The organism is Corynebacterium yonathiae, assembly GCF_027570195.1.
Taxonomy (GTDB): Bacteria; Actinomycetota; Actinomycetes; order Mycobacteriales; family Mycobacteriaceae; genus Corynebacterium; species Corynebacterium yonathiae.
In genome coordinates this window covers 66,161-90,126 of sequence record NZ_JAKMUZ010000001.1, presented here as the reverse complement: position 1 = coordinate 90,126, position 23,966 = coordinate 66,161, and the positions used below count along the sequence as shown (strand labels likewise).

Annotated in this window: 23 protein-coding genes and 1 tRNA gene; 19 read left to right on the top strand and 5 right to left on the bottom strand. The window is 57.2% G+C overall.

The genetic code is table 11. The features are described from left to right. Positions 1-50: 50 nt before the first annotated feature. Both L8V22_RS00460 and L8V22_RS00455 read right to left on the bottom strand, forming a co-directional pair. Positions 51-767, bottom strand: a complete 717-nt coding sequence (locus tag L8V22_RS00460) for a TVP38/TMEM64 family protein (protein ID WP_238800902.1) — start codon at positions 765-767, stop codon at positions 51-53. 78 nt (positions 768-845) lie between these two features. After that, a tRNA-Leu gene (locus L8V22_RS00455) sits at positions 846-931 on the bottom strand. 224 nt (positions 932-1,155) lie between these two features. On the opposite strand from L8V22_RS00455, the gene L8V22_RS00450 reads away from it, so the two are divergent. Next, complete coding sequence (locus L8V22_RS00450) at positions 1,156-1,695, top strand: YbhB/YbcL family Raf kinase inhibitor-like protein (protein ID WP_238800903.1); 540 nt, start codon at positions 1,156-1,158, stop codon at positions 1,693-1,695. Next, complete coding sequence (locus L8V22_RS00445; protein ID WP_238800904.1) at positions 1,695-2,087, top strand: hypothetical protein; 393 nt, start codon at positions 1,695-1,697, stop codon at positions 2,085-2,087. Before L8V22_RS00450 ends, L8V22_RS00445 begins: the two co-directional genes overlap by 1 nt. Before the next feature lie 96 nt (positions 2,088-2,183). On the opposite strand, the gene L8V22_RS00440 is transcribed toward L8V22_RS00445, so the two are convergent. After that, the gene (locus tag L8V22_RS00440; protein WP_269966371.1) at positions 2,184-3,299 is read right to left on the bottom strand and encodes a quinone-dependent dihydroorotate dehydrogenase; all 1,116 of its coding nucleotides are present in this window, start codon (positions 3,297-3,299) and stop codon (positions 2,184-2,186) included. A gap of 4 nt (positions 3,300-3,303) precedes the next feature. After that, positions 3,304-4,350, bottom strand: a complete 1,047-nt coding sequence (locus L8V22_RS00435) for a YncE family protein (RefSeq protein ID WP_238800906.1) — start codon at positions 4,348-4,350, stop codon at positions 3,304-3,306. Positions 4,351-4,416: 66 nt separating this feature from the next. On the opposite strand from L8V22_RS00435, the gene L8V22_RS00430 reads away from it, so the two are divergent. The 9 genes from L8V22_RS00430 to L8V22_RS00390 all read left to right on the top strand — a co-directional run bounded on the left by L8V22_RS00430 (position 4,417) and on the right by L8V22_RS00390 (position 14,121). Next, positions 4,417-5,271 carry an undecaprenyl-diphosphate phosphatase gene (locus tag L8V22_RS00430; RefSeq protein ID WP_238800907.1) on the top strand — a complete coding sequence of 285 codons (855 nt, stop codon included), beginning with the start codon at positions 4,417-4,419 and terminating at the stop codon, positions 5,269-5,271. Between the two features lie 25 nt (positions 5,272-5,296). Continuing rightward, the gene (gene mshC / locus L8V22_RS00425) at positions 5,297-6,535 is read left to right on the top strand and encodes a cysteine--1-D-myo-inosityl 2-amino-2-deoxy-alpha-D-glucopyranoside ligase (protein WP_238800908.1); all 1,239 of its coding nucleotides are present in this window, start codon (positions 5,297-5,299) and stop codon (positions 6,533-6,535) included. 24 nt (positions 6,536-6,559) lie between these two features. Further along, a complete protein-coding gene (locus L8V22_RS00420) occupies positions 6,560-6,943 on the top strand; it encodes a hypothetical protein (protein WP_238800909.1) in 384 nt (127 codons plus the stop codon). A gap of 129 nt (positions 6,944-7,072) precedes the next feature. Then, a complete protein-coding gene (locus L8V22_RS00415; RefSeq protein WP_269966370.1) occupies positions 7,073-7,795 on the top strand; it encodes an HAD family hydrolase in 723 nt (240 codons plus the stop codon). Between the two features lie 52 nt (positions 7,796-7,847). After that, a complete protein-coding gene (locus L8V22_RS00410; RefSeq protein ID WP_238800910.1) occupies positions 7,848-8,111 on the top strand; it encodes a phosphoribosyl-ATP diphosphatase in 264 nt (87 codons plus the stop codon). Between the two features lie 29 nt (positions 8,112-8,140). After that, positions 8,141-8,986, top strand: a complete 846-nt coding sequence (hisG, locus tag L8V22_RS00405; protein ID WP_238800911.1) for an ATP phosphoribosyltransferase — start codon at positions 8,141-8,143, stop codon at positions 8,984-8,986. Between the two features lie 110 nt (positions 8,987-9,096). After that, positions 9,097-10,656, top strand: coding sequence for an aspartate ammonia-lyase (gene aspA / locus L8V22_RS00400; RefSeq protein WP_238800912.1), 1,560 nt, complete (start codon positions 9,097-9,099; stop codon positions 10,654-10,656). Positions 10,657-11,007: 351 nt separating this feature from the next. Next, positions 11,008-12,315, top strand: coding sequence for an anaerobic C4-dicarboxylate transporter (locus L8V22_RS00395; protein WP_238800913.1), 1,308 nt, complete (start codon positions 11,008-11,010; stop codon positions 12,313-12,315). A 138-nt stretch (positions 12,316-12,453) separates the two neighbouring features. After that, entirely contained in the window at positions 12,454-14,121 is a 1,668-nt protein-coding gene (locus L8V22_RS00390; protein ID WP_238800914.1) for a formate--tetrahydrofolate ligase, read from the top strand. Positions 14,122-14,133: 12 nt separating this feature from the next. Here the strand turns inward: L8V22_RS00390 and L8V22_RS00385 are convergent, their stop codons facing one another. Next, a complete protein-coding gene (locus tag L8V22_RS00385; protein WP_238800915.1) occupies positions 14,134-14,964 on the bottom strand; it encodes a RecB family exonuclease in 831 nt (276 codons plus the stop codon). A 46-nt stretch (positions 14,965-15,010) separates the two neighbouring features. Here L8V22_RS00385 and L8V22_RS00380 point away from each other — a divergent pair, with 46 nt between their 5' ends. From L8V22_RS00380 to L8V22_RS00345, 8 genes are all read left to right on the top strand, one after another. After that, the gene (locus tag L8V22_RS00380) at positions 15,011-16,264 is read left to right on the top strand and encodes a M18 family aminopeptidase (protein WP_238800916.1); all 1,254 of its coding nucleotides are present in this window, start codon (positions 15,011-15,013) and stop codon (positions 16,262-16,264) included. 28 nt (positions 16,265-16,292) lie between these two features. Next, entirely contained in the window at positions 16,293-17,129 is an 837-nt protein-coding gene (locus L8V22_RS00375; RefSeq protein WP_049360856.1) for a tRNA (adenine-N1)-methyltransferase, read from the top strand. Between the two features lie 73 nt (positions 17,130-17,202). Further along, positions 17,203-18,768 (top strand): proteasome ATPase, encoded by a 1,566-nt coding sequence (gene arc, locus L8V22_RS00370; protein WP_269966369.1) that lies wholly within the window; start codon positions 17,203-17,205, stop codon positions 18,766-18,768. Continuing rightward, the gene (gene dop / locus L8V22_RS00365; protein WP_238800918.1) at positions 18,765-20,297 is read left to right on the top strand and encodes a depupylase/deamidase Dop; all 1,533 of its coding nucleotides are present in this window, start codon (positions 18,765-18,767) and stop codon (positions 20,295-20,297) included. Before arc ends, dop begins: the two co-directional genes overlap by 4 nt. A 44-nt stretch (positions 20,298-20,341) precedes the next feature. After that, positions 20,342-20,533 (top strand): ubiquitin-like protein Pup, encoded by a 192-nt coding sequence (locus L8V22_RS00360; RefSeq protein WP_238800919.1) that lies wholly within the window; start codon positions 20,342-20,344, stop codon positions 20,531-20,533. 38 nt (positions 20,534-20,571) lie between these two features. Then, on the top strand, positions 20,572-21,951 hold the full coding sequence (pafA, locus tag L8V22_RS00355) for a Pup--protein ligase (protein ID WP_274707472.1): 1,380 nt from the start codon (positions 20,572-20,574) through the stop codon (positions 21,949-21,951). Between the two features lie 38 nt (positions 21,952-21,989). Continuing rightward, positions 21,990-22,976: a helix-turn-helix transcriptional regulator gene (locus L8V22_RS00350; protein ID WP_238800921.1), complete on the top strand. Its 987-nt coding sequence runs from the start codon at positions 21,990-21,992 to the stop codon at positions 22,974-22,976. A gap of 2 nt (positions 22,977-22,978) precedes the next feature. Beyond that, on the top strand, positions 22,979-23,935 hold the full coding sequence (locus L8V22_RS00345; protein WP_238800922.1) for a helix-turn-helix transcriptional regulator: 957 nt from the start codon (positions 22,979-22,981) through the stop codon (positions 23,933-23,935). Positions 23,936-23,966: the final 31 nt, after the last annotated feature.

Below are 23,966 nucleotides of genomic sequence, written 5' to 3'. Positions count from 1 at the left end.
AATCCTCCTTTAGGAACCAATTGCGAAATAGTCTACCGCTCGTACTTGACTTAGGGGCGAGTGGGCAGGCGTGAATCCACATACAGCCCGCCTATGCCGATCGCCGCAAAGATGACCATGGCGGCGACAATGCCGGGCGAGGTGCTGCCGGTGAGGGCATCACCGAAGAATACACCTAGGGCTGTAGTGGGGATGGAACCAAGAAGGGTGGCTAAAACGAAGTGGCTCGGCTTCACAGGGGTCAAAGCTGCAACATAATTTAGGAGACTAAAGGGAACGCCCGCCACCATGCGGAGGGAAGCGATGGCCAGCCAGCCACGCCGCTCTAGATGGGCGTTTATCTTGAACACTGCGGGGTGAGTTAGGTGCGGGCGGATCCAGTCGCCGAGGAGCTTGCGAACAATAAGAAGCGACAAGGCTGCTGACACGGTCAGGGCGCACAAGGATAAGGTGAGGCCCTTCCATGGGCCGAATAGAATTCCGGCGGTTACTGTCCAGACCGTCCGAGGAAACGGGAACTGGGTAAATATGACATAACCCAGAGCGAAAAGAGGTGGAAACCACACGCCGAGGCGAGCGGAGCATTCACGAAGTTGGGCCACATTTGGTACGTCGAAGAAATGAAACAAGACTATGACGGTGACGATGGCGGCGATAACAGTTATCCAGCGACGCACCGTCCAATGGAGGATTGACTCCCAAGCGGACTGGGCGAGCAAAAAGAGGAAGTGGCCGAAGCTGCGCGCCCAACTCAAAAGTGTGGTCATGGGGGCGATAGTAATCCTAATGAGAGTGCTGAATAGAAAAATCCGGCGGCTACCTTGAAGATAACCGCCGGACCGCTGTGCCCGAGGGGGGACTTGAACCCCCACGTCCGTTAATAGGACACTAGCACCTCAAGCTAGCGCGTCTGCCATTCCGCCACCCGGGCAGGGTGTTTATCAGCCCCTCGGCTGGGCACTCCGATACTGTATCCTGCTCTGGGCTTGCTTTACAAATCGCCAGCGCACGGTGTGAAAATCTTCCCGTTAAGGTAGAGAAGAAATACATCGTTGTAAGCCTGGGTGGACGGCGTGACCTGTGGGGGACTTTTCGTCGCGGCTTGGGGGTACACCACATCGACAGTAGCTTGTGAGGTGGGGTACAAAGGAGTCTATGACTACTTATGCAGATGACTCCCGCTTTCCAGGACCCGATCCCTATGCGGCGCTACGCGATGTTCCTTCCTTCGTTCTCTCCTCCACCGATGTGGTCGAAGGCGACGAGCTGCAAGAAAAGCTCCGGGCGCCAGAAAACGTTTCCCCTCAGCTTGCATGGTCCGGTTTGCCGGAAGGCACTAAGTCCCTGGCCGTAACCTGTTTCGACCCAGATGCGCCCACCGCTTCTGGTTTCTGGCACTGGGCGGCGTTCAATATCCCCGCTGAGGTAAGCGAGTTGCCTACCAATGCTGGTGCTGCAGAAGACCTGGGCATTGACGGCGTCATTAGCCTGCGCAATGATTCGGGTGAGCGAACTTACTATGGTGCTAACCCTCCTGCAGGTCACGCACCTCACCGCTACCTGTATGCAGTCCATGCAGTAGACGTGGAAAAGCTCGATATCGACCCAGATGCAACGCCGACTGTGCTCGGTTTCAACCTGCATTTCCACGCGCTAGGCCGTGCCATTTTGTGGGGCTGGTACGAGGCAAAGTAATGGCACGTAGCTCTAGTACATCGCAGGCGAGCCCACCAGCAACCCTGCGGGTTGGCGGTGCCTTCATGGTGGTTGCATTCGTGCTGGCTCTTTTCGCGTTAATCTCTGTCTTCACGGATGGCTGGGGAGCCGATTTCGCATGGACGTATTCGAAGGCAGCTATTGTTGCTGCTGCGTTCCTCGTCGGGGCCTTTAGCACCATGAGCAAGAGTCAGGCGGGAAGCCGCGCCCAGGTTTCAGCATTAGTGGCTGCGATCGTAGTCATCGCGGCGAGCCGCTTCTTACCCGGCGGAATTTTATTTACCCAAGCGCAATTTTGGGTGCTGTTCTACGCCGGTTTCGCAGTGCTGTGTGCACTTATTCTCCGGCGCAGCGCTATGGCACAAGCCTAGCCAGTGCCGTGTAGACAAAGAAAATCCGCCCGCCACCTGCCTAAAGCAGGGAAGGGAGGCAGACTATCTTCCTTAAACGAGAGTCTTCGATTGGGATTAATCCACGGGCTTCCACGGGAGGCCTGAGCCAACTGCCTGCGAAATATTGTGCAAGCCGTGGGCACGGATTTGGGCGGCAATGCCACGGTGGATATCGCGGATCCAATCCGGACCGCCGTAGATGAGGCCGGTGTAGCCTTGCAACAGGGAAGCGCCGGAAGTGATGCGTTCCCATGCCTGCTCCGGCGTGGAGATGCCCCCGACGGAGATGAGGGTGAGCTGGCCGCCAACTCGCTCATTGAGTCGGAGCAGTACCTCTAGGGAGCGCTCAGCTACCGGAGGGCCGGATACGCCACCGGCACCCATGTCTTTCACCTCGGCGGGTGGGGTCTTCAGGCCCTCACGGGAAATAGTGGTATTAGTCGCTACGATTCCGTCGAGGCCGAGTTCAAGGGCTAGGTCTGCCACTGCATCTACGTCGGCATCAGAAAGATCGGGAGCGATTTTCACCAACACTGGAACTGCGGTGCATTCTTGCACGGCAGAAAGAATGGGGCGCAGCGACTCCACTGCTTGCAGGTCGCGCAGGCCCGGGGTATTGGGCGAAGAAACATTGACTACCAAGAAATCTGCTAGGTCGCCTAATACGGACGCGGAGCGGCGGTAGTCTTCTACAGCATGCTCGGCAGGGGTTATTTTGGTCTTGCCAATATTGATGCCTATGACATCGCTGTAGCGGCGCTTGCGCAGGTTTTCTGCGGCAGCTGCTGCACCTTCATTGTTAAAGCCCATGCGGTTCAGGATGGCTTTATCTGCCTTGAGGCGGAAAAGGCGCGGAGCCGGGTTGCCGGGCTGTGGTTGGGCGGTGACGGTGCCCAACTCTGCAAAGCCAAAGCCAATCGGGGACCAAGTATCAGCCGCCGCGGCGTTCTTATCGAATCCGGCGGCAAGGCCCAGCGGACGGGGGAACTCGACGCCAAAGACCTCTTGGCGTAGCACCGGATCGTTGACCGGCAGTACCTTTGCCAGGGCCCGGTTGGCCGGCCCGGCCGCTTGGAGTCCGCTCAGGGCAGTGTTGATGATTCCGTGGATTCGCTCCGGGCTAAGCTGAAACATGCCACGCAACGCCACTTGGTAGGCCTGCGCGCGCAGTCGTTCGATAGTGCTGGGCATGGTGTTAAGACTCCTTCTTCAGGTGCGGTGTGTCCACAAACTGCAGGCCGTGGCCGGTGGCGGAGGCGGCGACGAAGGTGCCGTCGCCAAGCACGGCGATATTTTGTGCGTCTGGGACGGTGGGAATATCGCCGCGTAGCTTTGGAACGCCCTTATCTATGGCATAGGCGTGAGCCGTATTTGTGTCGGTGGCGCTGACCCACGCCAGATTGCGCTCTTTATCCCAGGCTACGCCCCATGGGGTGCCATCTACGTTGCCGTATTGGTGCAGGCGAACGACGTCATCGGAAGTGTAGATAGCCAATCGGCCGCCCTCGGTATCGGAGGCGAGGACAACGCCGTTGTCGCCCACCGCGATGCTCCCTACGCCCTGGCCTACGCGTAGGCGGCCGCCCGCGCGGTCATTAGTCCAATCCACGTTTTGAATGGTGGAATCCTCGCGGAGGATGCGTACCACCCCATCGTCACCCGTGGAATTGGGCACGGCCAGGAGCTGATCCGATCCGGCTTCGACCTCGATGTCGCCTTCGCGTTTGCCATCTTTATAGATGCCTACTGTGCTGGAATCGGCTGAGGTGGCGAAGACCTCGCCGCTGGATAGCTGGGTCGCAACGGTAACGGGAGTCTCTTCTTCCATACGGACCTCCTCGGGAGAATCGGGAGAGGAGGGATCGATGAGCAGGACCTTTTCTGGGCAGGCCAGTACGAAGCCTGAGGAAGATGAGCTGAGATCGCCGCACTCCGCGGAAATGTCTAAAGCAGTGGCCTTATTTTCAGCAAGCTCTTTCTGACTGCCAATGAGAAGCTGGTTCTTAGTGCGCACGGCGAGCACGTCAGCAAAGGCGGCAAGGTCCGTGATGTCCTCTTTGAGGTCTACGACGGTGCCCTCCGGGTCTGCCTTGACAGGGGAGGCCGCCGGGGTGGCGTTGCCCTTAACCGCGGTTTCTGGATCGGCCCCCACGCCCACTTCGGACTGGCAGGCGGCCAATGCGGTGGCGCTTAACGCCAGCAAACTGGAAAAGACAAGTGCGGTGCCGGATTGAGATTTCACGGCTACTAATCCTAACAGTGCGCGTTGTAAAAACCCGAAGCTTAGCGCGGCTGTAGGGTAAAGCAGGTGATTTCTAATACCGCTACTGACGCTGTTTCTTGGGCGCAGGTCATCGTTTTGTCGATCGTGCAGGGGCTGACCGAATTTCTTCCGGTCAGTTCTTCCGGTCACCTGCGCATTGTTTCCGAACTGTTTTGGGGCAAAGACGCCGGCGCTTCCTTTACCGCCGTTATTCAGCTGGGTACGGAGCTGGCCGTGCTGGTCTATTTCGCCCCTATGATTTGGCAGATTCTTTCCGGTTGGTTCCGCGGCTGGACCGATAAATCCTCTCGTGACCAAGACTGGCGCATGGGATGGATGGTCATCGTGGGCTCCATTCCCATTGGAATCATCGGCTACGCCTTCGAAGACGCAATCCGCGGTGCCCTGCGCAATTTGTGGATTACCGCCGCAATGCTGATCCTTTTCTCCTTTGTGTTCATCGCCGCAGAAAAGATTGGGAAAAAGGAGCGCGGTTTTGAGGAGTTGACCATGAAAGATGCCATCGTCATGGGGCTGTGCCAGTGCTTGGCGCTCATTCCGGGTGTTTCTCGATCCGGCGGCACCATCTCTGGTGGTTTGTTCCTGGGGCTGGACCGCGAAGTGGCCACGCGCTTTAGCTTCTTGCTTGCCATTCCGGCAGTGCTGGCTTCGGGGCTTTTCTCGCTTCCCGACGCCTTTTCTCCCGAAGCCGGCCAATCCGCCACCGGTCTCCAGCTCTTGGTCGGCACCGGTATTGCCTTTGCCTTGGGCTACGCCTCCATTGCCTGGTTGCTGAAGTTCGTGGGCAACCACTCCTTCTCGTGGTTTGCCGCTTACCGCATCCCCGTCGGTGTTCTCGTTATGATCCTATTGGTACTGGGAGTCCTGCAGCCGCTCTAAAGCACACCGCGTTAGTATGGTGGCTATGCATTCTTGGCCTATACCTTCTTTCCGCCCTGTGCCCGGTGAAGCGGCGCAGCTGCGCTTGTACGATTCCGCGAATCAAACCATCGCGCCCGTAGAGGTCGCCGGGGATACCGCCACCATCTACGTGTGTGGCATTACGCCCTATGACTCCACCCACTTGGGCCATGCCGCCACATATTTGACGTTTGACCTTATCTATCGTGCGTTCTTGGACGCTGGGAAGAAGGTCCACTACGTCCAAAACATTACTGACGTCGATGATCCTCTTTTTGAGCGCGCCGAACGCGACGGTGTGGACTGGCGAGAGCTCGGTACTTCTCAGATTGACCTTTTCCGCTCCGATATGGAGTTGCTCTCCGTCTTTCCGCCGCAGGACTATGTCGGCGCCATGGAGGCCGTCGATGAAATCGTGGAGATGGTCCAGAAGCTTCTTGACGTCGGTGCGGCCTATGTCGTAGACGACCCAGAGTACCCAGATATCTATGCCTCGATCGAGGCCACCGAGCAATTCGGCTACGAGTCCAACTATTCTGCCGAAGAGATGCAGACCTTCTTTGCTGAGCGTGGCGGCGATCCGGACCGCCCGGGTAAGAAGAACCCACTTGATGCACTCATCTGGCGCGCTCACCGCCAGGGCGAACCAGCCTGGGAGTCGCCATTTGGGCCTGGCCGCCCAGGTTGGCATATTGAGTGTTCCGCTATCGCCACCAATCGCCTGGGATCCACTTTTGATATCCAAGGTGGCGGCAGCGATCTTAAGTTCCCGCACCACGAGTTCTCCGCTGCTCATGCCGAGGCGGCCCTGGGCGTGGACCGCATGGCAAAATTCTATGTGCATACAGGCATGATCGGCCTCGACGGGGTCAAGATGTCTAAGTCCTTGGGCAACCTCGTCTTTGTCCACAAATTGGTAGAAGCGGGCGAGGAGCCTTCCGCTATCCGCTTGGGTGTCTTCGCTGGGCATTACCGCGACGAGCGCGACTGGTCGGATGAAGTGCTTGAAGAGGCAAAGCAACGTCTGTCCGCATGGCGGGAGGCAGTGGCTACGCCTGGCAGCTTGGCAGGGGCTCAGGGAGTCGTCGCCAAGCTGCGCGCAGCGATTGCCAATGACTTGGATACCCCGACGGCGCTAGCGGCTGTGGATGAGTGGTCACAGGCTAACCGTGGCGCAGACGAAGAAGGGGCAGCCGATTTGGTTCGCACCGCACTAAAATCACTTCTCGGCGTGCAGGTTTAGCCAAGATAAGGCAGTATCTACAGCATGAGCATTCGCGCCGATTTCCAGCCCACCGTAGATGAGTTCATAAATGACCTGAAGTCCTTCGCCACTGGCGATTACCTCAAGGAGGAGGAGAAGGAGTTCTGGGAAGCTCCGTTTGATGCCAGCGTCCTTCCGGAGCTGCGTGGTCACCTTGAGAATATGCTCGATGGGCTGGATGCCCTTCCGGACGATCCGGATGGCCCGCAACTGGTAGCCGTGTTGTCCAAAACTGTTCGCGCATTGGCCGATTTTAATCGTGCGCAGCACGATGCTGTCCTTGAGCCGGAAGAAAAGGAAGAGCTTTCTGAGCTTATCTACAACGCTTGTGCGGCAACTGGAGCAGACGACGAGGCTCTATCGCACATTCCGGAACTAGACTTTTAGTTCCTGCCTTCCCACCTTTTAAGCGCCGGCCCGCGGCATGTTCGCAGCTTGGCGCTTACTACTATGCCTTTAGTGCATAATCGGATCCACCATTCCGCCCTTTTTCAAGAGAAAGATAGTTTAATTCTCGTGCCGCACCCCGATGCCGTTTCTAGTCTGACTAAGCCCGCCGCCATTTTCTGGGACATGGATGGCACACTCACCAATTCGGAGCCACTCTGGGCGGAAGCAACGTTCTATCTCTCGGAGCTTTTGGGGAAGCGGCTGACGCCCACCCAGCGCCTTGCCACTATAGGGGCGACTTTTGAGAGGACTTTGGGTATCTGCGCAGATAATGCGGGGGTGACACTGCAGCCCGGTGACAGCGATCGATACCGAGCTCGGATGTTTGACTATGTCAAGGGGCTTTTCGCTCGAAAGCTGGAGATATTTCCCGGCATTCCTGCGTTGCTGGATGAGCTGAAAGTGGATGGGGTACCGATGATGGTGACAACTAATACCGAACGCAACGTCGCTGATGCCGCTATCAGCGCGTTGGGACGCCAATACTTCGTCGATACCATTTGCGGGGATGAAGTGCCGGCCGGGAAACCTGCTCCGGATATGTACCTCGAAGCGGCCCGCCGCATCGGAGCAAAGCCCGCGCAATGCTTGGTTTTTGAAGATTCCGCAACCGGAATGCGCGCCGCAGTTGATGCTGGCTGTGTGGTCATCGGCCTGCCAGAAGGTGACGAGGTGGAAGTTCCGCCGGAGGTTACCGAGCTTTCCCGGCTCCGTGATTCGCGGCACCTCGCGGGCGCTCAGGCCTGCGACGTTTATGAGTGGTTTAGCAAGATTTCAGCGCAGCAGTAGAACTTCAGAGTTTTACTACATTCTCTAACTACCTGTGGAACAATAGGTAGGCGTGAAGAACTTTGAGACTCTTTTTGCTGAATTGACCGAGAAAGCCGCCCAGCGCCCCGCGGGTTCCGGCACTGTGGCCGCATTGGATAAAGGCGAGCATCACATCGGCAAAAAGATCATTGAAGAAGCCGGAGAAGTGTGGATCGCCGCGGAGTATCAATCCGATGCTGAGCTAGCAGAAGAGATGTCGCAGCTGCTCTACTGGACTCAGGTCATGATGCTCAAGCGCGGGCTTACCCCAGAAGACATTTACAACTACCTCTAAGCAGGGCCCCACAGGACGGAAGGAACCGCATGATCAAGATTGCTGTACCGAACAAAGGCTCATTGTCAGAATCCGCGGTGGACATTCTTACAGAGGCCGGCTACAAGGGCCGTGGACATTCCAAAACCCTCAATGTGGTGGATCCGGATAACGGGGTTGAGTTCTTTTTCTTAAGGCCCAAAGATATCGCCATTTATGTCGCCCGCGGAGTGTTGGATCTGGGCATTACCGGTCGCGACCTAGCTCTCGATTCGAAGGCAAGCTTTGACGAGGTTCTGCCATTAGGGTTTGGAGGGTCTACATTCCGCTATGCAGCCCCGCAGGGGGAGGAGTGGGATATCTCTCACCTGGAGGGGCGTCGAATTGCGACCTCTTACCCCAATCTTGTCCGTGCAAACCTCGCCGCACACGGGATTGAGGCCGATGTTATTCGGCTAGACGGAGCGGTAGAGATCTCCATCCGGTTAGGCGTTGCCGATGTAATTGCTGATGTCGTGTCAACTGGTACTACCTTGCGCCAACAAGGTTTGGCGCCGTTCGGCGAGCCGATCGTCGAGTCCGAGGCCGTAGTAATCAAGCGCCCAGGCGTCGAGGTTAGTGAAGAAGAGCAGGTGGTACTCGACCGCATGCAGGGAATTTTGCACGCTCGCACCTATTTGATGATCGATTACAACATCGCTCAATCTAACCTCGATGCAGCCGCTGGTACTACTCCCGGGTTGACCGGCCCTACGGTATCGCCCTTGGCGCGTGAGGGCTGGGTGGCAGTGCGCGCGATGGTTCCCAAGAAAAACGCCAACCAGGTCATGGACCGGCTTTCCCAACTCGGTGCGGAGGCGATCTTGGCTTCTGATTTACGCATCGCCCGCTTTTAGGGGGAGCGAATTTTCTGGGTCGGCCCAAATAGATTCAGTCGTGGCTAACATTAGCGCTTGAGGTTACTCATCCGAATATAAGTCTCGACAGGCAAAGGAGCCGAGCCATCATGGCAAAGTCCTCTAAGAAAGAAGAAAAGGACACCAAGTCTGCAGCAAAGGACGTGAAGAAGAAGGAAGCTGATACTTCCACTCACGCTGCACAGCAGAAGGTGGCCGAGCAGAAGGTACCTAAGAACTCCAGCAAGAAGACTCGTACCGAGACCGACCTTCTTGGCTCTTTGGAGGTTCCAGCGGACGCTTACTACGGTGTGCACACCGTACGTGCTATGGAAAACTTCCAGATTTCTTACGTGACCATCAACACCATCCCGCACTTCATTCGCGGCATGGTCCAGGTCAAGAAGGCGGCCGCTATGGCAAACCGCCGCCTGCACGTGTTGCCTAAGAAGAAGGCCGAAGCCATCATCTGGGCTTGTGACCAGATCCTGGAGGAGGGCCGCTGCATGGACCAGTTCCCGCTGGATGTTTTCCAGGGCGGTGCTGGCACCTCGCTGAACATGAATACCAACGAGGTCGTTGCCAACCTTGCTCTCGAGTACCTTGGTGAGGAGAAGGGATCCTATGACATCATCAACCCGAATGATGATGTGAACATGTCCCAGTCGACCAACGATGCTTACCCGACCGGCTTCCGCCTGGGTCTGCACGCAGCGGTTGACCACCTCATTGAGCGCATGGATGGTCTGCGCGCCGCATTCCAGGAAAAGGGTAATGAGTTCCAGGACATCCTGAAAATGGGCCGCACCCAGCTTCAGGATGCTGTGCCGATGACCTTGGGTGATGAGTTCAAGGGCTTCGCCAATAACCTGAACGAGGAACAGGCATTGCTACGCGATGCTCAGCGCCGTCTGCTGGAAATTAACCTAGGCGCAACCGCAATCGGCACCGGGGTGAACACTCCTGCCGGCTACCGCCACCAGGTTACTGCAGCTTTGTCTGAGGTCACCGGCCTGGAGATGAAGACCGCACGCGATCTCATTGAGGCAACTTCTGATTGTGGTGCTTACGTACTCCTGCACGCCACCATCAAGCGCGCAGCGATGAAGCTTGCCAAGATTTGTAATGACCTGCGCCTGCTGTCGTCCGGCCCACGTGCCGGCCTGGCAGAGATTAATCTGCCGGCCCGTCAGGCCGGCTCCTCCATCATGCCGGGCAAGGTAAACCCGGTTATTCCAGAGGTTGTAAACCAGACCTGCTTCAAGATCTTCGGCAATGACCATGTTGTCACCATGGCCGCTGAGGCAGGCCAGCTGCAGCTCAACGTCATGGAGCCGGTCATCGGCGAGGCATTGTTCCAGTCCATTCGTATCATGGGCAACGCCGTTGATGCCCTGCGTGAAAAGTGCGTCACCGGAATTACCGCCAACGCGGATGTCTGCCGCGCCTACGTGGAGAACTCCATCGGTATCGTTACCTACCTAAACCCATTCATTGGTCACCACAACGGCGATCTGATTGCCAAGGAGTCCCTGGAGACCGGCAAGGGTGTCAAGGAGCTCGTCCTAGAGAGGGGTCTGTTGGATGAGGCAACCTTGAATAAGGTTCTCTCTGTAGAAAACCTCATGCACCCAGAGTTTCGAGGCCAGCTCTTCATTGACGAGGACTAAGCCCTCAGGCCTCTAGGAGCCGCAGGGCAAAGCACCCGCGCAATAGACACCCCGCAGTAGCCGCCTCTTTTGCTTTACACGGAGAAAAAGTAGGCGGAAGCTGCGGGGTTTGTGCATGATGGGGCTCCCCATCCAAATCGGACTTTCATGCCTTTATACAGGGGAAATGTGCCGTAGAATACCGGTCGTTTTATAACGAAATCCATGATTTATGTGGGAATCAACACAAACAGGCAATTCGAGTGAATAAATCACCGCAGCGGGTGCAAAATAGGAGATGTTGAGGACGGCATGCACTCTATAGGGAGATGTGTGCCCATAGTTTGCATACAGAGCGTATGGAGTATGTCCATGGTTATTGTTCATATAGTCATCGTTCTCGCTGCCATCTTTTTAGGCGCGAGGATCGGATCAATCGGCATCGGTATGGCCGGCGGACTTGGTGTGCTGGCACTTGGTCTCACCGGTGTCCCCATCACTAGGGAAGACATCCCGTTCGACGTCATTGGCATCATCATGACCGTCATTGCCGCTATCGCAGCGATGCAGCGAGCCGGCGGCATGGACTACCTGGTGCATGTTGCAGAGAAATTTTTGCGCAAAAATCCAAAGCGGATTACGTTCTACGCACCGATCGTTACTTGGCTGATGACGGTTCTGGCTGGTACCGGTCACACCGCATTCTCTACGCTGCCGGTTATTGTAGAGGTGGCAAAAGAAGGTAAGGTTCGCCCATCACGCCCCCTGTCCATCGCGGTAGTTGCTTCTCAAATGGCGATCTGTGCTTCACCCATTTCGGCGGCTGTGGTGCTGCTTGCTAGCCTGCTGGAGCCAGCTGGGGTGGGGTATCTGCAGGTACTGGCGGTCGTTATCCCCGCAACGTTCTTGTCTATCTTCCCGGCTGCCTGGATAGCCAATAAGTTTGGCAAAGAACTTGAAGATGATCCGGTCTACTTGGAGCGGAAGGCACAAGGCCTGGTCAAGGCACCTCTCGGGGCAGAAAACTTCTCGCCGCAGAAGGGCGCCAAGGCTTCTGTTCTCGTGTTCTTGGTAGCTATCGTCATCGTGATGGCGTGGGCCACGCTGACCTCGGAGCAGGTCGGCCTTATCGCAGAACCAACCCTGCCACGCAATGAGGCCATCATGACGGTTATGCTCACTGCAGCCGCAATCATCGTCATGATGACTAAGGTCCCGGCTGGAGATGTTTTGAATACGCCGGTCTTTAAATCCGGTATGTCCGCATGTATTTGTGTGCTAGGCGTTGCTTGGTTGGGCACCAGCCTTATCAACCACTATATGGACGATATTCAGTCTATGGCCGGCAGCGTTATCGAGTCTTCGCCGTGGCTGCTTGCAGTGGTCTTGTTCTTCGCCGCAGCGCTACTGTACTCGCAGGCAGCTACGACCAAGGCCCTTATGCCAGCGGCCCTGGCACTGGGAGTCAGTCCCATTACCGCAGTTGCTGCTTTCCCAGCCGTCTCGGCGCTATTTATCCTGCCGACCTACCCGACGTTGCTGGCAGCGGTGGAGATGGACGATACCGGCTCGACTCGAATCGGAAAGGCCGTATTCAACCACCCATTCCTGATCCCAGGTACGGTCAGCATCGTGCTCTCGGTCCTTTTGGGCTATGCTTTCGGTTTCGTCCTCCTATAGTTAAAGGAAGCTAGAACCGTCCACAAGGCGCCCTTCATGGGCGCCTTTTTAATCGTTGTATCAGCGTTCGATTTAATCCAGTTCACTTTCCTTCCTAAATGCGCCCTATTTAACTCACGCGCTCGGTAGGCTAAGAGCATGACTACTCAGCCATCCGATGTTGAAATTGCCCAAGCCCACCAATTACAGCCGATCTCGGAGATTGCCGCCAAGGCGGGCATTCCTGCCGACGCAGTGATTCCCTACGGCACAACCAAAGCCAAGGTAGATATCACCAAGGTTGACTATTCCAAGGAGAACCAAGGCAAACTGGTACTGGTCACCGGCGTATCACCCACCCCTGCAGGAGAGGGTAAGTCCACCGTTCTCATTGGTCTGACCGATGCCCTAGACCAATTGGGCAAGAAGGCAATGGTTGCCCTGCGAGAGCCCTCGCAAGGCCCAGTGATGGGTATTAAGGGCGGCGCGGCCGGCGGCGGCTACGCACAGATTGTGCCCATGGGGGATATCAATCTGCACTTTACCGGTGATTTTCATGCAATTACCTCCGCGACCAACACCTTGGCTGCCATCATTGATAACCACATTCATCAAGGCAACGCATTGGGCATCGACCCGCGACGCGTTACCTGGCAGCGGTGCATGGACGTTAATGACCGTGCCTTGCGCAACGTGGTCACTGGCCTGGGCGGGCCGGCCCACGGTGTGCCTGCTGAAACCGGTTTCACCATTACTGCCGCTTCTGAAATCATGGCCATTTTGTGCTTGGCCACAAACCTTGAAGACCTGAAGAAGCGTCTCGGTGATATCACTATCGGCTTCACCTATGATCAGCGCCCTGTCACTGCGCGTGATTTGAATGCAGAAGGTGCGCTCACGGCCCTGATGCGGGATGCCCTTAATCCGAACCTCGTACAGACCCTCGGCGGGGTGCCGGCCTTGGTGCACGGTGGACCATTCGCCAATATTGCACACGGTTGCAACTCCCTATTAGCAACTCAAACCGCACTGCAATTCGGCGATATTGTCCTGAGCGAAGCCGGCTTCGGCTCCGACCTAGGTGGAGAGAAGTTCGTCGATATCAAGGCGCGCTTTGGCGATTTGGATGTTGCCGGTGCTGTTGTCGTTGCCACCATCCGCTCGCAGAAATATAACGGCGGCGTGGCCAAGGATAAGCTCACCGAGGAGAACCTGGATGCCCTGAAGGCGGGTGTTATCAACTTGGAGCGCCATGTTGAAAATTTGCGCAAGTTTGGGATCAAGCCGGTGGTAGCGCTCAACCTCTTTTGGTCGGATACTGAGGCGGAACGCGAGTTCATGCGGGCGTGGGCCAAAGACTTTGGAGTCGCCTTGGAGGAGGCCAACGTCTGGTCCGAGGGTGGCGCGGGTGCTACCAAGCTGGCAGAGACCTTGCTGGAGAACCTGCAGGGCGGTGCCACGCAACTCTACGATCCGCAGCAGGGAATTGAAGCCTCCATCGAGACCATTGCTCGCGAGATTTATCGTGCCGACCGCGTGGAGTATGGGGCAAAGGCGCTTAAAGACCTAAAGTACATCCAGGACAATGGTTGGGATAAGTTGCCTGTGGTCATTTCTAAGACACAGTATTCCTTTAGCGATGATGCCACCGCGTTGGGAGCGCCAGAAGGCCATACTTTGCACGTCCGCGAATTGCTGCCGCGTACCGGTTCGGGCTTTATCGTCGTACTTACCGGCAATGTTATGACTATGCCTGGGCTTCCTAAGAAGCCGGCGGCCAATAATATAGACGTCGATAAGCAAGGCACCATCTCCGGCCTCTTTTAAGCCTGTGGGTCGCTAGTCCTTCGCATCCGCCGCGGAACCCGGCCACCCCGGGTACTGTGGCGGAGTGCCGCCGAATTCGGGGCAGAGAGCTTGGTGGGCGCACCAGCCGCAGAGTTTAGAGGGCTTCGGGCGGAAGTCCCCGGCGCGCCCATCGGCCTCGATTTTGGCCCATAGCTCGCCGAGATCGCGCTCGAAGTACTCGAGCTCCTCTCGATTCGGGGTAAGAAACATCGAGTCTAAGACCTTGAGGTACATCAGGCGCAACTGGTGGGGGATTGTGCCTAGAAGGCGCCAATACACTAACGCATAAAAACGCATTTGGAATTGCGCGTCCTGGGAAAAGCGGGGGAGGGGCTTCTTGCCTGTTTTATAGTCCACGACTCGGACCTCGCCTGTCGGCGCGCGGTCTACGCGGTCGATGAAGCCACGAACGGGAACGCCATTGGGAAGGACCGTATTGACGTACATCTCGGTTTCTTGGCAATCAAAGCCCTGTGGGTTTTCCATCTGGAAATAGCCTTTGAGCAGTTCTCTGGCGGAAACGAAGAAGTCATAAGTGTCCTCTTCCGGCACCAGCTCAAGCAGCTCTTTATCCTTATCGGTCATGTCTGCCCAGGAGGGCTTAATCATCTTCACCGCGGCAGGGTACGTCCGCTCTGCGCGGGGTAGCTTGTGCATTTCTTCCAGCACTGCGTGTACTAGGGTGCCTTTGACCTGTGCAATGGTTTTGGGTTCGGGCAGCTTGTCAATGGCCCGGAAGCGGTAGAGCAGTGGGCACTGTTTGTAGTCGGAAGCGCGCGAGGGCGACAGGGCAAGCGGGCGGGGTATCGATGAAGTAGCCATGGTGTATCTAGCCTATCGCCGTGCGTTTCGTGGCAAGCTAGGAGGTATGAGTTATACCGAAGATTTCCTTGATTTCATCGCCGCTTCTCCTTCCTCTTATCACGCTGCGGAGGAGGTATCCCGCCAATTGCGCGAGGTGGGATTTGATCTCCAGGATGAGAGCGAGGAATGGTCGGCCGCGCCAGGTGGTCACATGATGGTGCGCGGCGGCGCGGTAGCAGCCTGGTACGTGCCAGAGGGGGCGGATAAGAATTCTGGTTTTCGCGTCGTGGGGTCACATACGGACTCGCCGGGCCTGGTGCTCAAGCCCACGCCGGACTTTTCGGCGGCAGGCTGGCAGCAAGTAGCAGTAGAGGTCTATGGCGGGGCGCTGCTGCATACCTGGTTCGACCGGGAGCTAACCGTGGCTGGCCAGATTGTGACTAAGGACGGCACGCGGCATGTGGTAAATACTGGCCCTGTCCTGCGCCTGCCATCTTTGGCCATCCACCTGTACCGCAAGGATGAGTTCAAACCGGACCGCCAGCACAACATGCAGCCTGTTTTGAGCGTCGGTCATCCAGAGGCGTCGATCTTGCAGGTAGTGGGGGAAAAGGCGGGCGTCGCCAAGCAGGATATTGCTTCCTTCAACCTAATTACTGCCGATGCAGCCCGTGGTGAAGTCTTTGGGGCTGGGGATCAGTTTATTGCGGCCGGGCGAATGGACAACCTGTCTTCTGTATATGCGTCGCTCGCGGCAATGAAAAACGCTGCTCAGGACTATCAGGGCAAGGATATTCTGGTCATGATGGCCTTTGATCATGAAGAGGTGGGCTCCAGCTCCCGCTACGGTGCGGGCGGGCCCATTTTGGCGGACGTACTTACTCGAACGGCCCGGGCGCTGGGGGCTAACGAGGAGGAACGCTTCCAGATGTTTTCCCGATCGAGCTGTGTTTCGGCCGATGCGGCGCATTCGGTACATCCCAACTACGTGGGCAAGCATGATCCCACGCACCACCCGATCATCGGCAAGGGCCCAGTAACCAAGATCAACGGCAATCAGCGCTACGCTTCCGATGCAACCACGGTGGCGCTATGGGAGGCAGCATGTGAGAAGGCGAGCGTGCCGGTGCAGCGCTTTGTAGGCAATAACGACGTGCCGTGCGGATCGACCATCGGTCCCATCACCGCAACCCGTTTGGGCATCGACACCGTGGATGTGGGCGTGCCCATGCTGTCGATGCACTCGGCGCGTGAAATGGTGGGCGAGCGGGACCAAGTATGGCTCGCGCAGGCACTTGAGGCATACTTGGTGGGATAGTAATCGCAACCTCGAGGAGTCTTGAGACATGGCTTATTCCGGCCCCTTTGCCTATGGCGACCGCGTGCAGCTTACCGACGCCAAGCGGCGCCACTACACGGTCATTCTTGAAGAAGGAGGCCAGTTCCACTCCCACAAGGGCATCATCAACCACGATGACATCGTGGGCATGGATGAGGGCTCGGTTATTGAGTCCACCCTTGGCTCCTCCTTCCTCCTCTTCCGCCACTTGATGGTGGATCATGTGCTGTCCATGCCGCGGGGTGCCGCGGTGATCTATCCCAAGGATGCAGCGCAGATCTTGGTAGAAGGCGATATCTTTATGGGCGCGCGCGTGCTCGAGGCCGGTGCCGGTTCCGGTGCGCTATCGATGTCTTTGCTGCGTGCCGTCGGCCCAGAAGGCCATGTATATTCCTATGAGGTGCGCGATGATCACCTTGAGTATGCGGTGGATAACGTGAAGGAATATTTTGGCGAGCAGCCGGAATGGTGGTCGCCGCGCCTTGGTGATCTGGCAGACGTGAGCGCTGCAGACCTGGGTGGACCGGTAGACCGCGTTATCCTCGACATGCTCGAACCATGGGAACACTTGGAGACCGTGCGCGATCTCCTCATTCCCGGCGGTGTCTTCATGACCTACGTGGCAACGGTGCCGCAGCTGATGAAGGTCATGGAAGGAATCCGTGAGCTCAAGTGCTTTACCGAGCCAAAAGCATGGGAGTCGCTGGTGCGGGAATGGAAGGTCGAGGGCCTAGCTACCCGCCCAGAACACCGTATGAACGCGCATACCGCCTTCCTCATCTGGACTCGCCGCCTGGCCGATGGTGTCACCCCACCACGCCCGCAGCGCCGTGCCCGGAAGTAGGACCGCTTTAACGCACAGAATTTAAAACGCAAGTGCCCTCTCTCGCTGCCCGCGCCGCGTTAGAGTAGTGGGCATGGATGAAGCCACGGACTATAAGCGGCAGGTCAGCCAGCTTGCCGCCCGCAATCAGAAGTTGGCGGGCTTATTAAAAGAATCGCGCGTGAAGCTAGAACAGCTTTTTGCCGAGCTCAATGCGCTGGCCGAGCCGGCATCAACCTACGGTGTTTTTCTCGGCTATTCTTCTGCCCACAGCGAAGTGGGAACCACCGCGGAGGTCTATACCAATGGCCGCATTATGCGGCTTAAGGTCTCGCCCAATGTGGAGCTAGACAGCCTTTCGGCAGGCCAGCAGGTTCGCTTGGGCGATGGTTTCGTGGTGGTGGAAGGCTGCCCTCCTGAGCGTACGGGCGAACTAGCAACGGTGGTGGAACGCCTTAACGATGACCGCCTGGTAGTGGCAAATTCTTCAGGCGAAGAAAAGGTGGTGCTGCTGTCGCATGCCCTGCGCGAGGAAACGCGCGTGCCAGCAGGCGAGGTTGTGCTCGTGGATCCCAAAGCTGCCATTGCGCTAGAAAAGGTGGAAAAGACTGAAGTCACCCAGCTTTCTTTGGAAGAGGTGCCGGATGTGCGCTATGAGGATATCGGTGGGCTGGACGAGCAGATTTCCCAGATTCGCGATTCCGTAGAGCTGCCGTTTATTCATCCAGACCTCTGTCGCCAATACGAGCTGCAGCCGCCTAAGGGAGTCCTCCTGTATGGCCCGCCAGGATGCGGTAAGACGCTTATTGCCAAGGCAGTGGCCCACTCTTTAGCACAGCAATTGGGTAGTGAGGGGACGAGCTACTTCCTCAATATCAAGGGCCCAGAGCTGCTTAATAAGTATGTGGGGGAGACGGAACGCCGCATCCGCCTCATCTTTGAGCGTGCCCGTGAATTAGCCCAGCTCAGTGCTGATCGTCCCGTGGTCATCTTCTTCGATGAAATGGAATCGATCTTTCGCACCCGTGGCTCTGGCGTGTCCTCGGATATGGAAACCACGGTTGTACCGCAGCTTCTCACGGAGCTCGATGGAGTTGAGAGCCTGTCCAATGTGATCGTCATTGGCGCTACCAACCGCGAGGAGCTCATCGATCCCGCTATCATGCGCCCCGGCCGCCTGGATATCAAGATCCGCATCAACCGGCCCAATAAAGAAGGCGCCCGCGAAATTTTTACCCGCCACTTCGCCGAATCCGTGCCGCACCAGGGCACGCTGGACGAACTCATCGGTGCTGCGGTGGATGATCTCTATTCCGATCGGCCTTTTGTGCAGCTGCACTTTTCCAGCGGGGAACGCGAAATTTTGCATTACCGCGACTTTGTCTCCGGCGCGATGATTGCCAATATCCTCTCCCGGGCCAAAAAGCTGGCTATCAAGGACGCTCTGCGGTTGTGCGCAGGCAGCGAGCAGGGGACAGGCGGGGACCACGGGGGCATCGCCAAGCAGCACTTGCTCGAGGCCATCGCAGCCGAGCGCGCCGAGTCAGAATATGTTCCTACCTCCACCAACCCGGAGGAATGGACCAAGATTATTTCCCAAGACCATGCAGGTGCCCGCGTAGAACGGGTGGAGCTATTGTCTACAAGGAGGAGCGCATGAGCCGCGTTGTAGGTACCGAAACCGAGTACGGAATTGCAACCCCAGAGCTGCCGGAGTACTCGCCCATTATTTCTTCCACTCACGCGGTGGTGGCTTATGCTGCGATGCACACAGGGGCACGCTCACGCTGGGATTTTGCCGAGGAACACCCGCTGCGCGATTCCCGCGGCTTTGATCTCAAGCGCTACCAGACGGTGCCTGTAGTCGACCCCAACGCCATTGGAGTAGCCAATGTGGTCACGGCCAATGGCGCGCGCTTTTATGTCGACCATGCGCACCCAGAGTATTCCGCGCCGGAATGCACTAATGCCTGGGACGCCACGCTTTATGACGCCGCAGGGGATGCCACGCTTTTGCAAGCAGCCGCGGCCGTAGCGGGGCTCAGCGCGCAAGGGAAGTCCGTCCTTGCCAACCACGAGCCCTGCCCAGCCTTGCGTTTTTATAAAAATAACGTGGACGGAAAGGGCGCGTCTTATGGTTCGCACGAGAACTACCAGTACTCCCGTGAAACGGGCTTTGACACCCTGGCGCAGGCCCTCATCCCTTTCTTTGTTGCTCGCCAGGTAGTCATCGGCGCTGGACGCATGGGACTGGGGGAGTTTGGCGAGGAACCTGGTTTCCAGATCTCCCAACGCGCTGATTATATTGAGCAAGAAATCTCGCTAGAGACCACCCTCAATCGCGGCATTATCAATACCCGCGATGAGCCGCATGCAGTCCATGCTGACTTCGGCCGCCTCCACGTCATCATTGGGGACGCGAATATGTCGCAGACGTCTACATTGCTCAAACTGGGGATGACCTCTCTGGTGCTCGATGCCATCGAAGAGGGCGTGGACTTCAGCGACCTCCGCCTGCAGGATGCTGTGGCGGAAGTCCCACGCGTGAGCCGCGATCTTAGACTTCAGCATCGGCTCACGCTTGCCGACGCCCGCCAACTCACCGCCCTAGAGCTCCTTGCCGAATATCGCGCACGCCTAACCCCACGCACGCCATCCGATCACAAGGTCCTCGCGGCCTGGGACGAGGTAGTTTCGCTACTGGAAAAGGACCCAATGGAGGCCGCACACCTGCTGGATTGGGTGGCAAAGTATCGCCTGATTAAGGGCTATCTCGACCGCGGCATCGATCCAGACGACCCGAAGCTGCGCCTTATCGATTTGCAGTATGCGGAAATCGATCCAGCCAAATCACTTCACCACGCGTTGGTACGCAAAGGCCAGATGCGGCAGCTTTTTACCCCCGCCGAAATTGAGCGTGCATCCACCTGTCCGCCGCAGGACACCCGGGCCTATTTCCGCGGCCGAGTAACGCAGAAATTCGGCGAGGACATCATTGCCGCAAGCTGGCAAAGCCTTACCGTGCGCGTGGGCAGGGGCACCGCGGCACCCTGGGCCACCGTTCCTATGGATCACACCAGGGGTCTTAGCCGGGCTGAATGCGGGGAGATCATTGAAACCGCAAACACCGTCGAGGATCTTCTCCAAGGACTCACTGACAGCGGGATCCACCCCGAGTACCGTAATTAATAACCACGTATAAAGGAAGAATCCACAGAAAGGATTGTTTACTTATGTCGACTCATCAGTCCCAGGTCGCCGGCGGTAATGGCGGCGATGACTCCGCTGGCGAAGAGGAGTTTACCTCCACGCAGCTCAGTATTAATACCACCGGCACCGATGAACTCCTCGATGAGATCGATGGGCTGCTAGAAAATAACGCCGAGGAATTCGTGCGCTCCTATGTCCAAAAGGGCGGGCAGTAAGGGTGAGTGACCAGCGCCCTGTCTTTGCCCGACGCATCATGGGCATTGAAACAGAATATGGCCTAAGTACCAGCGCGGGCTCGAAGGAACGGACTCTGAGCCCCGATGAGGTAGCGCGCGTGCTTTTCCGGCCCATCGTCCAGGAGCATTCCTCCTCCAATATTTTTTCAACCAATGCCAGCCGCCTCTACCTCGATGTCGGCTCTCATCCCGAGGTAGCCACCGCCGAGTGCGATAGCTTAAGCCAGCTTTTGGCCTATGAATGCGCCGGCGATGCCATTGTCAACCGGCTTGGCGAGCAAGCAGAGCAAGCCTTCGCCGCTGAGGGCCACCCGCGTGCGGTGTACCTTTTTAAAAACAACGTGGACTCGGCTGGCAATTCCTTCGGATGCCACGAAAACTATCTCATCAGCCGCCATATGGTCCTCAAGGACTTGGGCCGTGCGCTCCTGCCGTTCCTCATCACCCGCCAGCTTATCTGCGGCGCCGGCATGGTCCAACCCGCTAAGGGCGATAAGCCCGCTCAATTCCTGCTCTCGCAGCGTGCGGACCAGGTGTGGGAAGGAGTTTCTTCTGCCACCACTCGTTCGCGCCCCATCATCAATACCCGCGATGAGCCGCATGGCGATTCCAAACGCTTCCGCCGTATGCACGTCATCGTGGGAGATTCCAATATGGCCGAGCCCACCATGGCGCTGAAAGTAGGCTCAACGCTGCTCATCTTGGAAATGTTGGAAGCCGGATTTGAGCTGCCGGAATATGATATCGAAAAGCCGATTCACCATATCCGCGCCATTGCACGCGATATGACGGGATCGACCGAACTGCCGCTTGCCGGTGGTGGATCCGTCACCGCGCTGGAGGTGCAACAGCAACTCTGTACCCGCGCAGGCCAATGGCTGGAAGAAAGGGAAGACGCCGGCACCCCCACCGCCGAATTGCGGCGCGTGGTTGATCTCTGGCAGCGCACCTTGCGCGCTATTGAGATCCAAGACTTTTCCGAAGTGGACAGGGAAATAGACTGGGTTATTAAACTCGCACTGCTTGAGCGCTATCGTGCGCGGCTCGGCGGGCAGTGGGATCACCCCAAGCTGGCCCAGATTGATATGACCTATCACGATATTCGACCTGGACGCGGGCTATACCATGTTCTATTGCGCAAAGGTCTTATCGATCGCTGGATCACGGATTCGGACATCGAACACGCCATGGACACAGCGCCTGCGACCACTCGCGCTGCGCTGCGCGGCCAGTTCCTCGCTGCTGCACGTAACTGCGGCGCTAATATCACGGTTGATTGGACGCGGCTGAAGGTAAATCGGCCCGAACCGCGAACCGAGGAACTTTTAGATCCCTTCCTTGCCCACGATGAACGGGTCGATGCGTTGCTAGACTATATGCGTCTACACCACAGCTAGATCCACCATAGAGGCATATCAGGGAGACAATACAGCACGTGGCAGCACATAACCCCACGCCCAAAAGGCATGATGAGGCAGTAGAAAGACTCACTAATCTCTCTTTCGCTCTGCAAGGCGCGGCAAACTCCGGCGGTAGCCCAGATCGCAGCGCCGCGTGGATTCGTCGCCACGTTGCTGGGTACGGCGATAAGTCGGATGAGGCCTTCGCCAAATCCCTGGAACGCGATATAGCGACCCTCCAACGCGCTGGGGTACCCATTGTGCATTCCGGTGGTGAAGACGGCGCGCGCTACCGCCTGGACGCGAGCAGTTACCAGCTACCGCCGGTGGAATTTTCTCCGGAAGAGGCCATGGTTTTAGGCATAGCAGGAGGAATGGGTACCACGGGAGGCTTGAGCGATTTCTCTTTGTCGGGGTGGACGAAGATTGCTGCCAGCGGCGCCTCGCGCAACCTTTCCGGTGCGCCGGTGTACACGGCGGTCAATGATATCACCCGCCTCGCACCGGAAGTTATTACCTCTGTCCTGGCTGCGGTGCGTAATCGACTGCGCATTACTTTTTCCTACCGTGCGAACCCAGCCGCTAAACCAGCGCGCCGCGTGATGGATCCCTGGGGAGTAGTTAACCGCGATAGCCACATCTACATCGTGGGCTTCGATGTAGACCGCGGCGCCCCTCGTGTCTTTCGCGCGCTACGCATCTCCGATATCAAGCGCTCACATGATCCCGCAGAACACACCGTCCCACCAGAGCCCCTGCAGGCCTTGGTAGAACGTGCACTGCAGCGCGGGGAAAAGGTAGACGCGCGGCTTATCATTCCGGTGGGAAAGGCACAGGAGTTGATGGATGCGGGCGAGAAACAGCCTGATGGCACAGTAATGCTCTACAAGGTGGATAAGGATTGGCTCGTGCGCACAGCGGCCGGGTACGCGCCAGAGGTAGAAGTGCTGGAGCCAGCCGGAGTGCGCGAAGAGGTCATTTCTCTTTTGCGCACTGCGGCGCAACCGGAGGAAGGACGCTAGTTATGGCAGATGGATCGCAAAAGCTCCAGGCGCTCGTACGTTCTTTGAACTTGATTCCTTACTTTAAAAATCACCCCGATAAGACGCCCATGGAAGCGGCCACGGATTTGGGAATGGAACCCGGTGAGCTGAAAGAAGCCCTGGATCGGCTCTTTTGTTCCGGCACGGGCCGCAATACTGAAGATCTCATTGATCTCAGCTTCAGCTATCGCGACGGGGTAACCATCCACAATGATCAAGGCTTGAGCCAGGCCCTTCGGCTTACCCCCACCGAGGCCGGCGCCTTGCTCCTTACTTTGGAGTCCCTGCAGGCCATGCCGGGGCTTATCGATGCCCACGCGGTCGAATCCGCCGCTGCTAAACTGCGCGGCATCATGGATGAAAAGACGGCAGCAATTTATGATTCGCTGTCTACTCCAGCCCCTGAAGAAACGGATATTCAGGCGCTTTTGACCCAAGCGGTCAATGAACGAAAGCGGGTGCGGCTGCGCTACTGGAGTGCTTCGTCTAATACGGAATCCGAACGTCTGGTGGATCCGGCCCGCATCTTCATCGTCGATTCTGAGCCCTACCTGGCGGCATGGGAAGAAGCAAAGCAAACCCATCGCACCTTCCGGATCGACCGCATTAGGAACGCTTACTTGGAAGAAGAGCAGTCGCAGCCGCATCTGAAAGATCTTGATTTTGATGCTGCTTCACCCTTTAATTTGGGCAATGCGGACACCGTGGAACTAGCAATTCACCAAGAATTCACGTGGCTGGCCGAGTACTACGATATGAAGCTGGGTGAAGACCTGGGAAATGGGGAAATAGCTGCAACGATGCCTGTGGGATCGGTGGATTGGCTTATTCGCTTTGCCTTGGGTCAAGCTGATAGGTTGCGGGTAGTGGCTCCTCAATCCGTGGTAAACCTCATTGCGGAACGAGGAAACATCGCTTTGAGTGGCTATACTCAATAGCCAGTTACTTGCCCGTTAACTGCGCCCGCCC

What these genes read in the sequence shown, in the direction of transcription:
- L8V22_RS00420 (WP_238800909.1), top strand. Translation starts at nt 6,560, where the DNA reads ATGAGCATTCGCGCCGATTTCCAGCCCACCGTAGATGAGTTCATAAAT.
- mshC (WP_238800908.1), top strand. Translation starts at nt 5,297, where the DNA reads ATGCATTCTTGGCCTATACCTTCTTTCCGCCCTGTGCCCGGTGAAGCG.
- aspA (WP_238800912.1), top strand. Translation starts at nt 9,097, where the DNA reads ATGGCAAAGTCCTCTAAGAAAGAAGAAAAGGACACCAAGTCTGCAGCA.
- L8V22_RS00450 (WP_238800903.1), top strand. Translation starts at nt 1,156, where the DNA reads ATGACTACTTATGCAGATGACTCCCGCTTTCCAGGACCCGATCCCTAT.
- L8V22_RS00375 (WP_049360856.1), top strand. Translation starts at nt 16,293, where the DNA reads ATGGCTTATTCCGGCCCCTTTGCCTATGGCGACCGCGTGCAGCTTACC.
- L8V22_RS00440 (WP_269966371.1), bottom strand. Translation starts at nt 3,299, where the DNA reads ATGCCCAGCACTATCGAACGACTGCGCGCGCAGGCCTACCAAGTGGCG.
- L8V22_RS00345 (WP_238800922.1), top strand. Translation starts at nt 22,979, where the DNA reads ATGGCAGATGGATCGCAAAAGCTCCAGGCGCTCGTACGTTCTTTGAAC.
- hisG (WP_238800911.1), top strand. Translation starts at nt 8,141, where the DNA reads ATGATCAAGATTGCTGTACCGAACAAAGGCTCATTGTCAGAATCCGCG.
- L8V22_RS00460 (WP_238800902.1), bottom strand. Translation starts at nt 767, where the DNA reads ATGACCACACTTTTGAGTTGGGCGCGCAGCTTCGGCCACTTCCTCTTT.
- pafA (WP_274707472.1), top strand. Translation starts at nt 20,572, where the DNA reads ATGGGCATTGAAACAGAATATGGCCTAAGTACCAGCGCGGGCTCGAAG.
- L8V22_RS00390 (WP_238800914.1), top strand. Translation starts at nt 12,454, where the DNA reads ATGACTACTCAGCCATCCGATGTTGAAATTGCCCAAGCCCACCAATTA.
- L8V22_RS00360 (WP_238800919.1), top strand. Translation starts at nt 20,342, where the DNA reads ATGTCGACTCATCAGTCCCAGGTCGCCGGCGGTAATGGCGGCGATGAC.
- L8V22_RS00395 (WP_238800913.1), top strand. Translation starts at nt 11,008, where the DNA reads ATGGTTATTGTTCATATAGTCATCGTTCTCGCTGCCATCTTTTTAGGC.
- L8V22_RS00385 (WP_238800915.1), bottom strand. Translation starts at nt 14,964, where the DNA reads ATGGCTACTTCATCGATACCCCGCCCGCTTGCCCTGTCGCCCTCGCGC.
- arc (WP_269966369.1), top strand. Translation starts at nt 17,203, where the DNA reads ATGGATGAAGCCACGGACTATAAGCGGCAGGTCAGCCAGCTTGCCGCC.
- L8V22_RS00445 (WP_238800904.1), top strand. Translation starts at nt 1,695, where the DNA reads ATGGCACGTAGCTCTAGTACATCGCAGGCGAGCCCACCAGCAACCCTG.
- L8V22_RS00380 (WP_238800916.1), top strand. Translation starts at nt 15,011, where the DNA reads ATGAGTTATACCGAAGATTTCCTTGATTTCATCGCCGCTTCTCCTTCC.
- dop (WP_238800918.1), top strand. Translation starts at nt 18,765, where the DNA reads ATGAGCCGCGTTGTAGGTACCGAAACCGAGTACGGAATTGCAACCCCA.